The 13,131-nt window shown below is 76.0% G+C and carries 14 protein-coding genes; 6 read left to right on the top strand and 8 right to left on the bottom strand.

The window, feature by feature from the left end; translation table 11 throughout:
• Window position 1 precedes the first annotated feature (1 nt).
• The 7 genes from BLR12_RS20175 to BLR12_RS20145 form a co-directional block, all read right to left on the bottom strand.
• Window positions 2–820, bottom strand: coding sequence for a DUF3159 domain-containing protein (locus BLR12_RS20175; protein ID WP_255363656.1), 819 nt, complete (start codon window positions 818–820; stop codon window positions 2–4).
• On the bottom strand, window positions 817–1,194 hold the full coding sequence (locus BLR12_RS20170; RefSeq protein WP_091381869.1) for an OB-fold nucleic acid binding domain-containing protein: 378 nt from the start codon (window positions 1,192–1,194) through the stop codon (window positions 817–819). Before BLR12_RS20170 ends, BLR12_RS20175 begins: the two co-directional genes overlap by 4 nt.
• On the bottom strand, window positions 1,191–1,985 hold the full coding sequence (locus BLR12_RS20165) for an alpha/beta hydrolase family protein (protein WP_091381867.1): 795 nt from the start codon (window positions 1,983–1,985) through the stop codon (window positions 1,191–1,193). The genes BLR12_RS20170 and BLR12_RS20165 overlap by 4 nt, the downstream gene beginning before the upstream one ends.
• Window positions 1,982–2,704: a DUF3710 domain-containing protein gene (locus BLR12_RS20160; protein ID WP_091381866.1), complete on the bottom strand. Its 723-nt coding sequence runs from the start codon at window positions 2,702–2,704 to the stop codon at window positions 1,982–1,984. Before BLR12_RS20160 ends, BLR12_RS20165 begins: the two co-directional genes overlap by 4 nt.
• A 1-nt stretch (window position 2,705) precedes the next feature.
• A complete protein-coding gene (dut, locus tag BLR12_RS20155; protein ID WP_218120759.1) occupies window positions 2,706–3,200 on the bottom strand; it encodes a dUTP diphosphatase in 495 nt (164 codons plus the stop codon).
• Between the two features lie 172 nt (window positions 3,201–3,372).
• Window positions 3,373–4,248: a hypothetical protein gene (locus BLR12_RS25595; RefSeq protein WP_091381864.1), complete on the bottom strand. Its 876-nt coding sequence runs from the start codon at window positions 4,246–4,248 to the stop codon at window positions 3,373–3,375.
• A 137-nt stretch (window positions 4,249–4,385) separates the two neighbouring features.
• Complete coding sequence (locus BLR12_RS20145; RefSeq protein ID WP_089306675.1) at window positions 4,386–4,688, bottom strand: DUF4193 domain-containing protein; 303 nt, start codon at window positions 4,686–4,688, stop codon at window positions 4,386–4,388.
• 320 nt (window positions 4,689–5,008) lie between these two features.
• Between BLR12_RS20145 and BLR12_RS25590 the strand changes: the two genes are divergently transcribed.
• Both BLR12_RS25590 and BLR12_RS20135 read left to right on the top strand, forming a co-directional pair.
• Window positions 5,009–6,055, top strand: coding sequence for a phosphotransferase family protein (locus BLR12_RS25590; protein ID WP_176832610.1), 1,047 nt, complete (start codon window positions 5,009–5,011; stop codon window positions 6,053–6,055).
• Window positions 6,056–6,114: 59 nt separating this feature from the next.
• The gene (locus BLR12_RS20135) at window positions 6,115–6,654 is read left to right on the top strand and encodes a LytR C-terminal domain-containing protein (RefSeq protein WP_091381860.1); all 540 of its coding nucleotides are present in this window, start codon (window positions 6,115–6,117) and stop codon (window positions 6,652–6,654) included.
• A gap of 63 nt (window positions 6,655–6,717) precedes the next feature.
• On the opposite strand, the gene BLR12_RS20130 is transcribed toward BLR12_RS20135, so the two are convergent.
• Window positions 6,718–7,536, bottom strand: coding sequence for an inositol monophosphatase family protein (locus BLR12_RS20130; RefSeq protein ID WP_091381858.1), 819 nt, complete (start codon window positions 7,534–7,536; stop codon window positions 6,718–6,720).
• Window positions 7,537–7,594: 58 nt separating this feature from the next.
• Here BLR12_RS20130 and ppgK point away from each other — a divergent pair, with 58 nt between their 5' ends.
• From ppgK to BLR12_RS20110, 4 genes are all read left to right on the top strand, one after another.
• Window positions 7,595–8,338, top strand: a complete 744-nt coding sequence (gene ppgK, locus BLR12_RS20125) for a polyphosphate--glucose phosphotransferase (RefSeq protein WP_091381856.1) — start codon at window positions 7,595–7,597, stop codon at window positions 8,336–8,338.
• Between the two features lie 301 nt (window positions 8,339–8,639).
• A complete protein-coding gene (locus BLR12_RS20120; protein WP_091381854.1) occupies window positions 8,640–9,917 on the top strand; it encodes an RNA polymerase sigma factor in 1,278 nt (425 codons plus the stop codon).
• Between the two features lie 428 nt (window positions 9,918–10,345).
• The gene (locus BLR12_RS20115) at window positions 10,346–10,570 is read left to right on the top strand and encodes a DUF7455 domain-containing protein (RefSeq protein WP_091381982.1); all 225 of its coding nucleotides are present in this window, start codon (window positions 10,346–10,348) and stop codon (window positions 10,568–10,570) included.
• A gap of 143 nt (window positions 10,571–10,713) precedes the next feature.
• Complete coding sequence (locus BLR12_RS20110; RefSeq protein ID WP_091381853.1) at window positions 10,714–12,984, top strand: VanW family protein; 2,271 nt, start codon at window positions 10,714–10,716, stop codon at window positions 12,982–12,984.
• The last annotated feature ends 147 nt before the right edge of the window (window positions 12,985–13,131 follow it).

Genomic DNA, 13,131 nt, shown 5'->3' with positions numbered 1-13,131 from the left:
CCTACGCGGCCGGGCGCTGCTCCCCGCCGGTCGAGGGATCGGCGGGCGGGACGGCGTCGGCGCGGTGCCGGTGCAGCCGGGACACCACCCACAGGGTCACCACGACCTCGACGGCGGTGACCGGCAGGCCGAGCACGAGCGAGGCGGTGCCGAGCAGCTCGACCTCGTCGGCGCGGTAGAGGACCCACTGCACGGCGACGCGCACCAGGAAGACCGCGCCCCACAGCAGGGTGAGCCAGGAGTAGGCGCGCACCATCCGCGGGTCGTCGCGCCAGTGCCGCTCGGGCGCGGGGTCCGCCGGGCGGGCGCCGCTGGCGGGGTCCGGGGCGGGGCGGTGGTGCAGCGTGGCGTTCACGCGGTCGATGCGCCGGCGCAGGCCGGGCAGCGAGGAGGACGCCATCGAGCCGAGGTGGCTGGGCGCGAGGAACTCCGCGACCACCCCGACCAGCGGCCAGCGGAACGCGATGGAGCCGATGAGCACCACGCCCAGGGCGGCGTTGCGGATCAGGCCGGGCACGAAGAAGTCGCGGGCCTGCCCGGACGCCGCGGCGATGGCGACCGCGATGGCGACGCCGAACAGGCCGCTGAACGCCTGCTGCACGCTCTCGCGGCGCACCAGCCGGAACCCGAACAGCACGACGGCGACGCCGAGGGCGGCCCAGATGCCGGCCCGCAGCCCGGCGACCGAGTTGGCCACGATGAACGCGACCGTGGGCAGCGTGGCGTCGAGCATCCCCCGCCAGCCGCCGAGCTGCTCCAGGACGAGGTGCCGGTCGAAGGCCACGCCGGGCTGCCCGCCCCCCTCGGGCGCAGCGGTCACCCGGCGCTCAGCTCGTACCGGGGGTTGTAGATGACCTGCCGCCCGTCGAAGGAGGCGAAGCGGCCGTGGGCGCTCAGCGTGCGGCCCGGCTCGATACCCGGGATGCGCCGCCGGCCGAGCCAGACGAGGGTCACCGAGCCGGAGCCGTCGAACAGCTCGGCCTCCAGCGTGGGCACCGTCTCCCGCGGGGTGTAGACCACCGACTTCAGCCGGCCGGTCACGGTGACGACGGCGCCCTTGCGGCAGGCGCTGACCTGCTCGCAGCCGGCGCTCACCGACCCGGCGCGCAGCCGCTCCGCGTCGATGGTCTGGTCGTCGGCGGTCAGCCGCTGCAGCGTCCGCGAGAACCAACCGCCCTGGCGTGTCTCCGTCACGGACCCAGCGTAGATCGGGCCGGGCCTCCCCTGGCGCGGGCACGCAACCAGTCGCGGACCAGCGTCCACGGCTCCCCCGCCGGGTCGACGAGCACCATGTGGTCGCCCGGCACCGGGCGCACGTCGACCGGCACGCCCCGCGCCGCGGCGGCCCGCGCGTAACGGGTGCTCTGCTCCGGCGGGACGACGTCGTCCTCCGTGCCGTGCACGCAGAGCAGGTCCACGCCCTCCGGCACCAGCCGCACCGGATCGGCCACGGCGTACCGCTCCGGCGCCCCGGCGGGCTCCCCGCCGATCAGGTCCTGCACCGCCCCGCCGCCCAGCCGCTGCGCCGCGGCCCGCTCGAGGTCGAGCACGCCCGCCTGCAGGACGGCGGCGGTCACCGCGACCCGCGGTCCCGCGCCCGGCACCTCCTCGGGCAGCCGGGACCGGCCGGCCGCCCACGCGGCGAGGTGCCCGCCGGCGGAGTGCCCGACGACCGCGACGTCGGTGAGGTCCAGCCGGCCGGCGTCCGCCAGGTCCGGGAGCGCGTCGAGCGCGGCGGCGACGTCGGCCAGGGTGGCCGGCCAGCCGCCCCCGGACCCCACGCGGCGGTACTCGACCGCGACGGCGGCGAAGCCGGCCGCGGCCAGGTCGGCGGCGAGCGGCCGGGCCAGCTCGACGCCGTGGGCGGCCCGCCAGAAGCCGCCGTGCAGCACCACCACGACCGGCGCCGGGGCGGCGCCGGCGGGCAGCGTCAGCTCGACGAACTGGTCGGGGTGCGGCCCGTAGGCGGTGCGGACGGCCGTCACGCGCCGGTCGGGGGCGCGGACGGCCGGCGACCGGCCTGCTGCTGCGCCGCCTGCTGCTGGGCGGCGACCTGCGCCGCGGCCTGCGGCGGCAGGGTCAGCGGCAGCGGCTCGCGGACCGGCATCGGCGCGGTCCCCCGGACGACGACGATCTGCCGGAAGGCCTGCTCCAGCGCGGCGGCGGCCTCGGGGCTCTCCGCGGCGGGGCCGCTGATCATGCCGCGCAGGAACCAGCGCGGGCCGTCGACGCCGACGAAGCGGGCCGGGCGGCGCACCGGCGCGGGAGCCGGCTGCCCGGGCTGAGCGGGCGGGTTGGCCCGCACGAAGCCGGCCAGCTCCGGACCGAACGGCCCCTCGACCTCGGAGAGCGACCCGCCCTGCCCGGATGCGCTGCGGGCCAGGTCGGCGCGGACGTCGTCCCAGATGCCGCCGGCCCGCGGCGCGGCGAACACCGCCACCTGCAGCATCGAGTCGCCGTAACGCAGGGTCGCGCCGATCACCTTCTGCTGGGCGTTGACGTCGACCCGCAGCTCCGTGCCCGGCACCGCGGGCAGCTGCAGGGAGCCCAGGTCGATGCGCGCGGTGCCGTCGTCCGGGGCGTCGGCGGAGTCGTACGGCCCGGTGGTCTCCGCGACCTCGCGCGCCTTCTGCTGCGGCTCCGGCGGCACCCCGCGCTCGCGCAGGCTGCGGTCGATCCGGTTGCGTCGCCGTCCGAACGGCATGTCAGCTGACTCCCTTCGCCTGGACGCTCGCGTGCCCGCCGGTCGACCCGTGGCCACCGCTCCCGCGCACGCTCTCGGGCAGCTGCTCGACGGGCACGAACCGCGCCCGGACGACCGGCTGCACGACCAGCTGCGCGACCCGGTCGCCGCGGCGCAGCGTCAGCGGCGTCGTGGGGTCGAGGTTGACCAGGTTGACCTTGATCTCCCCGCGGTAGCCGGCGTCGACGGTGCCCGGCGCGTTGACCAGCGAGAGTCCCACGCGGTGGGCCAGGCCCGAGCGCGGGTGCACGAACGCGGCGTACCCCTCCGGGACGGCCACCGCGACGCCGGTGCCCACCAGCGCCCGCTGGAACGGCGCGAGCTCGAGGTCCTCGGCGATCGCCAGGTCCGCACCGGCGTCACCCGGCATCGCATAGGCGGGGACGACGTCCTCCGGCGAGGTCAGCCGCACCGGGACCTCGACCTCGGGGACGGCGGGGAGGAACGCGTCGGACACGTCCGCGACCCTATAAGGACCCCCTCCTCCCCACCCCTCGCTCCGCTCGGGGCGGGACCCGGGAGGGGGCCGTTCCAGCCCGTCACCAGCTCGCGGCGGGACCCTGCACGGGGGCCGTTCCAGCCCCGCACCGGCTCGGCGCGGGCCCCTCCGAGGGTGCCGGGTCCTCGGCTCAGGGGCGGGAGCGGCGCAGGTCGGCGAGCACCCGCCGGGCCAGCGCCTCGGTCGCCTTCCGGTTGGCCCGCCCGCCGAGGGCCGCACCGACCAGGAACGGCGCCGCGCCCGGGGCACTGCGGGCCATGCGCCGGGTCATCCGGCGGCTCAGCGTCTTCAGACCGGCCGAGCCCAGGACCGCGCCCAGGCCGGGCACCACGGCGTCGTCGACCGCCCGCTGCCGGGTCCAGCTCGAGAGGTAGGCCAGCGCGCGGTCGCGGGCGTCGCCGCCGGCGGGCCGGCCGTGCAGCTCGTGCAGCTCGCCCAGCAGGACGACCTCGACCGCGGCGGTGAGCACCGTCTCGGCACCCAGCTCCAGCGGCAGCGCCAGCAGCGAGGGCGGCGCGAGCCAGTGGGCGGCCGACAGCCCGCCGGTGGCCGCCCCGATGCCGGCGGTGAGCTTGGCGGCCCGGGCGACCAGCGCGTCGGCGATCTCGTCGTCGGTGGCGCCGGGATGGGTCGCGCGCAGCCGCCCCGCGTCCCGGATCGGGAGCAGCGGGGCGGCGGTGGCGAGCAGCGCGCTGGGCGTCCGCCCCGGCTGCCCGTCGCCCGGGGTCGCCGTCCCGGGGGTGCCGCGACCGGCGCGGGCCCCGGCGGCCGCGACCGCGGTGACGACGTCGCGCAGCGTCGCCGCGGCCGAGCGGCGTCCGTCGGGAGCCGGCCCGCCCGTGGCGCCGAGCAGCCCGGCGACGGCGTCGGCGAGCAGCCGGCCGGCGCGGCCGGCCGGCCCCTCCTCCGCGGGCGGCGTCGTGGTCCTGCCGGCCGTGCTGGGCGCGACCGGGCGGGGCGGCGGCACGTCCCGCACCGGCCCGGTGCGCTCCCGGTGCTCGGTCACGTCCTCACTCCTCCGGTCGCGTGCCCTTCCTCGGCCCCGCTGCAGGGTCCCCGGCCCTCTCCTGGCGTGCCCTGAGCTTGCGAAGGGCTCGGGGAGGGGGTCCTCCTACGAGTGGCGGGGGGCAGCGGGGTCCTCTTTCAGGCGGCGCAGTCGCGGCAGTACAGCTGGTCGCCCTTGGTCGCGGCCAGCCGGCTGCGGTGCTGCACCAGGAAGCAGCGCGAGCAGGTGAACTCGTCCTCCTGCTTGGGCAGCACGCGGACGGTCAGCTCCTCGTTGGACAGGTCGGCGCCGGGGAGCTCGAGGTTCTCGTTGAAGTCGGTCTCGTCGACGTCGACCGACGAGGACTGCGCCTCGGCGCGGCGGGCCTTGAGCTCCTCGAGCGAGTCCTCGCCGAGCTCGTCGGCCTCGTTGCGGCGCGGGGCGTCGTAGTCGGTGGCCATGGGAAGTGCCCCTCCTCCGGGGTTCTCGCGGGCGCGGGGCCCGCAACGTGCGGCGGCGCGCTGCGGCGCCGCCGTGCTGTCCGGTCGCCGGGGCGACCGGGGGTCTGGGGACCGGTGACCGCTTGCGCGGGCACCGGTCGGTGTCCTCTTCGACCGCGCCGTCGGCCCCACCGGCGGACGGCGGGGAGCCGGCACGGTCTGACCGGCGGACCCCCCAACGTCGAGCGGCTCCCGTTTGTGCCCGGCGCGCCAGGGGGTGACCAGCCCGCTGCCGGAACGGGGCGGACGGGGCGCGGAGCGGCAGAGGTTACCCTGCGCCCGTGGCGACTCCCGTGGGTGCTGATCCAGCCGTCGTCGGCCCGTACCTGGCCTCCGTCCTCGGCGACCAGCGGTGGTCCCGGGTCCGCGTGGACCTCATCGCCGCGGGCATGTCCAACCTCACGTACGTGGTCACGCCGGAGGGGGGTCCGGACGACGACGCGGTGGTCCTGCGGCGCCCGCCGACCGGCGCCGTGCTGGCCACCGCGCACGACATGGCCCGCGAGCACCGGGTGGTGTCCGCGCTCGGGCCCACCGCCGTCCCCGTGCCGCGGACGCTGCACCTGTGCACCGACACCGCCGTCCTGGGCGCCCCGTTCTACGTGATGGAGCGCGTCGTCGGCCTGCACGTCGTGGACGAGTTCCCGGCCGGCTACGCCGACGAGCCGGCGCAGCGGCGGGCGATCGGCGAGGGGCTGGTCGACGTCCTGGCCGACCTGCACGCCGTCGACCACGTCGCGGTGGGCCTGGGCGACTTCGGCCGGCCGGAGGGCTTCATGGCCCGGCAGGTGCGCCGCTGGACCCAGCAGTGGGACGCCACCCGCGACCGCGAGCGCCCGGGGCTGGACACCCTTGCCGCCCGGCTGGCGCAGACCGTGCCCACGACGCAGCGGACGGGGATCGTCCACGGCGACTTCCGGCTCGACAACTGCCTGCTCGACCCGCACACCCCCGGCCGCGTCCGGGCGGTGCTGGACTGGGAGATGTCCACCCTCGGCGACCCGCTGGCCGACCTCGGCATGCTGCACGTCTACTGGCCGCAGACCGGTGAGGAGAGCGTCGCCGGGCAGAGCACGGTCACCGCACTCGAGGGCTTCCCCACCCGCGCGGAGGTCGACGCCCGCTACGCCGAGCGCAGCGGCCTCGACCTCTCCGACCTGCCCTGGTACGTCGCCTTCGCCTACTTCAAGTTCGCCGCGATCGTCGCCGGCATCGTGGCCCGCTCGGCCGCCGGCGCCATGGCCGGCAAGGACACCGCCGGCTACGCCGACCGCATCGACCCGTGCGTGGAGCGAGGACGCGCCGCGCTGGACGACGGTGCGATCTAGGTAGCGCCGCCGGTCCTACACTCCGGCCGAACGCCAGTGACCGAGGGGGACCAGAACCCGTGAGCGCGCCGCCCGCCGACCGTTCCGCGGTCCGTCCCCGCAGCGGCCGCCGGCCGATCCCGCCGCTGGTCTTCCTCCTGGTCCTCGCCCTGGCGGCCCTCGTCGTCTGGTGGAACGTCTTCGACACCGAGGGCGAGATCCAGGCCGAGGAGGCCGAGGCCTGCGCCAGCGCCTCGGCGGCCCCCCCGTCGCTGGACCCCACCACGGTGTCCCTGCGCGTCCTCAACGCCACCGACACCGCGGGCCTGGCCCAGACGGTCGCCGCGTCGCTGCAGGAGCGCGGCTTCGTCGTCGAGGAGATCGCCAACGACCCCACCGAGCGCGAGGTCACCGGCGTCGGCGAGCTGCGGTACGGCCCGCGCGGTCGCGAGGCGGCCGGCTTCGTCGAGCTGTTCGTGCCCGGCGCCGGCGAGTTCCTCGACACCCGGGCCACCGCCCAGGTCGACGTGGTGATCGGCCCCGAGTTCGGCACCCTCGCCCCGCCGGAGGAGGTCGACGCCGCGCTCGCCGCCGGTGCCAGCGCGGCCGCCGCCTGCTGAAGGACCCCGCTGCTCCCCACCGCTCGCAGGCTCGCGGCGGGCCCCTGCAGCGGGGCCGTTCCATCAGGCTCCGTGGGGGTGCAGCCGGTCCAGCAGGGACAGGAACTCGTCGGCCACCGACGGCGCGACGGCGATCCCGAGGGGCTCGGCGAACGGCCGACCCGGCAGGCCGGTGACCACCACGCCCGCCTCGGCGGCCACCAGGGCGCCGGCGGCGAAGTCCCAGCGGTTGAGGTGCATCTCGTAGTAGGCGTCCACCCGGCCGGCGGCCACGGTGCACAGGTCCAGCGCCGCCGACCCGTGCCGCCTGATGTCGCGCACCCGCGGCAGCAGCTCGGCGAACACCGCGGCCTGGGCACGGCGCTCCTCCACGCGGTAGCCGAAGCCGGTCGCGACCAGCGCCCGGTCCAGGGAGGCCGGCCGGCTGCCGGTGAGCCGGACCGGGTCCGACCCGGGGACGGCGAGGTGCGCGCCCCCGCCGGCCGTCGCCGACCACAGCTCCCCCGTGGCCGCGTTCAGGACCACGCCGGCCAGCACCCGCCCGTCGACCTCCGCGGCGATCGACACCGCGTAGGCCGGCAGGCCGTAGACGAAGTTGGTGGTGCCGTCGATCGGGTCGACGACCCAGCGCACCCCGCTGGTGCCGGTGCGCTCGCCGCCCTCCTCACCCAGCAGCCCGTCGTCCGGACGCGCACCGAGCAGCCGGCGGGTGACCAGCTCCTCGCAGGCGCGGTCCACGGCGGTGACCATGTCGACCGGGCTGGACTTCACGTCGACCTGCTCCGCCCCCGAGGCGCGCCCGCGGGCCACCAGCTCGGCGGCCTCCCGGGCGGTGGCGACGGCGAGGTCGAGCAGGGCGTCGGGCTCCGGCGTGGCGGTCATGGGCCGATCCTGCCCGAGCGGGTCTGGCGCCGGCCGCAGCGATCACTACCCTGACCGCGTGCTCGGGTTCGGCGTGGACATCGGTGGCAGCGGCATCAAGGGGTGCCTGGTCGACCTCGAGAAGGGGGAGCTCCAGGGCGAGCGGGTCCGCATCGAGACGCCGCAGCCCTCGCTGCCGGAGCCCGTGTACGACGTGGTCGCCCGGATCGTCGGGTCCTTCGGGTGGGAGGGGCGGATCGGCGTGACCTTCCCCGGGGTGCTCAAGGGCGGGGTCGCGCGCACCGCGGCCAACGTCGACAAGAGCTGGCTCGGCACGCACCTGGCCGAGGGGCTGGCCTCGCGGATCCCCGGCACGGTGCAGACGCTGAACGACGCCGACGCCGCCGGGATCGCCGAGATGCGCTACGGCGCCGGCCGGGACAAGCGCGGCGTCGTCCTCCTGCTGACCTTCGGCACCGGCATCGGCAGCGCCCTGTTCACCGACGGGGTCCTGGTGCCCAACACCGAGTTCGGGCACATCGAGGTCGACGGGGAGGACGGCGAGAAGCGGGCTTCGGCGTCGGCCCGCGAGCGGGAGGACCTCAGCTACCCGCAGTGGGCCAAGCGGGTCGACCGCTACCTCGACGTCCTGGAGGCCGCCGTGTGGCCGGACCTCATCATCGTCGGCGGCGGGGTGAGCAAGAAGGCGCACAAGTGGGTCCCGCTGCTGTCCACCCGGACCCCCGTCGTCCCGGCCGAGCTGCTCAACGACGCCGGCATCGTCGGCGCGGCCCTCGCCGCCGAGGAGCGCATCGGCCAGTGACCGCGGGGCACGCCGCCCGCCGTCGCGTCATCACGCAGGGTGAGCAACGCCTCCCGGACCCGGGGGCTCCCCCAGGTCGGGGGGCAGCTCGCCCGGTGAAACGGTGGACCCGCCCGGACGCGTCGTTACAATGGATGAGCCACGCCCCGTCGCTCCCCAGCCGAGAGGCATCCCCCGCCTGCGCACCGGTGAAACCCGGGGCGTCCGACGGGTCCTCTCCCGCTCCGGACGCCGGCCGAGGCCGCTGCCCGGGGACCAGACGGCCTCCCGGGGAACGCACCCAGCACGGGAAGGAACCTGAGTGCCCGCCGACCAGCCAGCACCGGCCAAGGCCCCCGCTCGCAAGCGGACGGTCAAGAGCGCGGCGAAGCCCACCGCCGTTCCGGGCGCCCGCAAGCCCGCCATCACCCCGTCGCCGGGTGGCGGCGAGGGTGCCGTGCTCACCGCCGTCGCCTCCGACGGCGCCACGGTCGCCGTGGTCGACGCCGGTGGCGAGGGGCTGAAGATCGACGAGACCGTCGTCGCCACGCCCGACGGGGTCGCCGAGACCGAGGCGCCCGCCGCCGAGGAGGCCGCCGCCGAGGGCGGCGACTTCGAGTGGGACGACGAGGAGGAGTCCGAGGCGCTCCGCCAGGCCCGCAAGGACGCCGAGCTCACCGCCTCGGCCGACTCGGTCCGCGCCTACCTCAAGCAGATCGGCAAGGTCGCGCTGCTCAACGCCGAGGAGGAGGTCGACCTCGCCAAGCGCATCGAGGCCGGGCTCTACGGCGCCGAGCGGCTGCGCCAGGCCGAGGAGGAGGGCCAGAAGCTCTCCCCGCAGATGCGCCGCGACCTCAACTGGATCGTCCGGGACGGCGAGCGCGCCAAGAACCACCTGCTGGAGGCCAACCTCCGCCTCGTGGTCTCCCTGGCCAAGCGCTACACCGGCCGCGGCATGGCGTTCCTGGACCTCATCCAGGAGGGCAACCTCGGCCTGATCCGCGCGGTCGAGAAGTTCGACTACACCAAGGGCTACAAGTTCTCCACCTACGCCACCTGGTGGATCCGGCAGGCGATCACCCGCGCCATGGCCGACCAGGCCCGCACCATCCGCATCCCGGTGCACATGGTCGAGGTCATCAACAAGCTCGGCCGCATCCAGCGCGAGCTGCTCCAGGACCTCGGGCGCGAGCCCACCCCGGAGGAGCTGGCCAAGGAGATGGACATCACCCCGGACAAGGTGCTGGAGATCCAGCAGTACGCCCGGGAGCCGATCAGCCTCGACCAGACCATCGGCGACGAGGGCGACAGCCAGCTCGGCGACTTCATCGAGGACTCCGAGGCGGTCGTCGCCGTCGACGCGGTCAGCTTCACCCTGATGCAGGACCAGCTGACCAGCGTGCTGCAGACGCTGTCGGAGCGGGAGGCCGGCGTGGTCCGGCTGCGGTTCGGCCTCACCGACGGCCAGCCGCGCACGCTCGACGAGATCGGCCAGGTCTACGGGGTCACCCGCGAGCGGATCCGGCAGATCGAGTCCAAGACGATGTCGAAGCTGCGCCACCCCAGCCGCTCCCAGGTGCTCCGCGACTACCTGGACTAGCAGAAGGACCTCCGCGCCCCCGGCGAGGAGGCCGTTCCAGCACGTCGCCGAGACGGCCCCCGACTTCCGCGGTCGGGGGCCGTCTCGTGTCTCGGCGAGGTCACGATCTCACCCGGACGAGCCGGTCGGCCGGTGTACGGCGTCGCGCGCCGGGTAGACGGCGTAGCGTGGGGGTCGTCAAGACAGCAGCGGACCCACCAGCCGGATGACGACCGGCGCACGCGAACGACGAAGACAGCACGATCCGACAGACCTGCACCACCCAGTGCGTCCCTGCTGGCCCGGCACCACCCGCACCACCGGCACCGGCCTCACCGCTCTCGGCGAGTCCACCGGGGGATTGGACGGAACGGGAACACAGGGGGACATCCTGGCGCTGTGCAGGAGGCCGATCCGCAGCCGCGGGTCCGTGCGGTAGAGAGCGAGTGATGACCCAGATGACCCAGACGCTGACGACGACCCCGCCCGCCGACGACCTCGTCGTTCCCTTCCACTGTGACCGCTGTGGCGCACTGGCCAAGGTGCGGGTGGTCCTCGCCAGCGGCAGCGACCTCGTCTTCTGCGGGCACCACGCCCGTGAGTACGAGGGCAAGCTCCGCGACATCGCCATCGACATCATCGAGACCGACGGCGAACAGCGCCTCAGCCACTGACCGAGGCGCTATCGTCGCTGCCAGCGATGAAGCCCTCACCCGACGCCGCCGCCGGCGTTCCGTCCCCGCCTGACGGGGACGGGGCGCCGGCGGCTCCGTCGTTCCCGGGATCCCCCGGCCGACGCCCATCCGGAGATCCCGCGATGCCCCCGCAGTCCCCCGCGCCGCACGCCCAGCAGTCCGTTCCCGGGCCGGTGCCGGACCACGCCACCCGGTTCGACGCGGACGAGCTGTCCGACGAGACACGGCCGGTACCCCGCGACCGCGGCCCCGTCGGTCCCGACGTCCCCGGCCCGGCGACCGCCAGCGACACCCCGGCCTCCCCGGCGCCGGTCCCGGCTCCGGACGGCGACACACCCGCCGCGGCCACCCGCGAGCCGGCCGTCGAGGACGGCGAGACGCAGGACATCCGCTTCGCCCCCAGCGAGGCGCCCGGGCTGCCCCCGCCCGCCGCGGACGACGACGACCGGACCGGCGTGCTGCCGCCGGTGCAGGACGGCCCGGTCCCCGCCGCCGGCGTCCCGGCCGGCGCTGCCCCCGCCGCCGCTGCGGTGGACGCCACCGCCCCGCTCGCCACGACCCCGGACGTCACCGCGGCCGGCGGCGACGGCTCCGGCGGGGAGGGCTCCGGCCCGGACACCGGCACCCCGCAACCGCGCCGCCCCTGGTGGCGCCGCCCGGCCGTGGCGGCACCGGTGGCCGCGGCCGGCGTCCTGGCCGCCGCCTACGGCGTGGACCTGCTGGCCACCGGGGGTGACGTCCCCCGGAACACGGTCGTCGCCGGCCTCGACCTGGGCGGCCTGTCCCCCGCCGCAGCCGCCGAGCGGCTCGAGACCGAGCTCGCGCCCCGCGTCGTCGCCGACCACGTCGTGCTGGCCGACGACGTCGAGGCCAGCCTCTCCCCGGCCACCGCCGGCATCACCCTCGACGTCCCGGCGACCGTGGAGGCGGCGACCGAGCAGCCCCTCAACCCCTGGACGCGGCTGGTCACGCTGTTCGGCGAGCGCCCGGTGGACCCGGTCATCACCGGTGAGGACACCGCGCTGGCCGCCCAGATCGACGTGCTCGCCGAGCAGGTCGACCGGGCCCCGGTCGACGCCACCATCGCCATCGAGGGGACCACCGCGGGCGTGGTCGAGCCGGTGCCCGGGCGGACCCTCGACCGCGAGGGCGCCGCCGACGCGGTCACCGACGCGCTCGCCTCCGGCGGCGACCCCAGCACCCCCATCGAGCTGCCGGTCGACGTCACCGAGGTCTCGGTGGACGCCGCGGAGGCCCAGCGGGTCCTGGACGAGACGGTCACCCCGGCGCTGGCCGCGCCGGTGACGGTGTCCAGCCAGGACGGCGCCACCTCCGTGGAGGTCGACGAGGAGGCGATCGCGGCCTCGCTGACCTTCACGCCGCAGGAGGACGGCGAGCTCGCCGTCGCCGTCGACCCGGCCGCGCTGCAGGAGGCCGTGGGCGAGGGGTTCGCCGAGTTCGGCAACCCGGCGGAGGACGCCCGCTTCGAGGTGTCCGGTGGCAGCGTGTCGATCGTGCCCTCCGTCGACGGCACGGGGATCGACCCGAACGCGCTGGCCGGCCAGCTGCTGGAGGTCCTGCCGCAGCCGGCCCCGCGCACGGTGACCGCCGAGCTCGGCCCGGTCGAGGCGGAGTTCAGCACCGCCGACGCCGAGGCGCTGGGCATCCGCGAGGAGATCAGCACCTTCACGACGAACTTCACCAGCGCCGCCAGCGGCACCAACATCCGGGTCGCGGCCGCGGAGATCGACGGCGCGCTGGTCCGGCCCGGGGAGACCTTCAGCCTCAACGACCACACCGGCCCGCGCACCGCCTCGCAGGGCTATGTGGAGGCCGGCGTCATCCAGAACGGCGAGTTCGCCACCGCGGTCGGCGGCGGGGTCAGCCAGGTGGCCACGACGATGTTCAACGCGGTCTTCTTCGCCGGCCTCGAGGACGTCTACCACAAGCCGCACAGCTTCTACATCAGCCGCTACCCGGCCGGCCGCGAGGCGACGGTCTACTACGACTCGATCGACCTGGAGTGGCGCAACGACAGCGACACCGGCGTCTACGTGGACACCCAGTGGACGCCGGGCTCGCTGACGGTCACCTTCTACGGGACCAAGCGCTACGACATCGAGTCGATCAGCAGCGACCGCTACAACCTCCGCCAGCCGGTGGTGCAGGAGAAGCCGGACGACGGGAGCTGCAGCCCGCAGGGCGGGTCGACCGGCTTCGACATCACCGTCACGCGTGTCTTCAACGACCCGGCCAGCGGCGCGGAGATCCGGCGCGAGGACTTCCGCACCCGCTACGCCGCCGAGCCCGTGGTCCGCTGCGTGCCGGTGGCCGACCCGGCTGCACCGCCGGCGGGCGAGGCCCCGGCCCCGGCGCCGGCCCCCGGCGGCTGAGGAAGGACCCCCTGCCCCCCGCCATGGAAGGACCCCGTCCTCCTCACGCCTCGGAGAAGGACCCCGTCCTCCCCACCCCTCGTGGAAGGACCCCCTGCTCCCCACCGCTCGCGCGCTCGCGACGGGACCCTGCAGGGGGCCAGCGGG

The organism is Geodermatophilus sp. DSM 45219 (assembly GCF_900104025.1).
Classification (GTDB): domain Bacteria; phylum Actinomycetota; class Actinomycetes; order Mycobacteriales; family Geodermatophilaceae; genus Geodermatophilus.
Note: the sequence above shows the minus strand (reverse complement) of the source record. Positions and strands in the feature narration are given on the sequence as shown.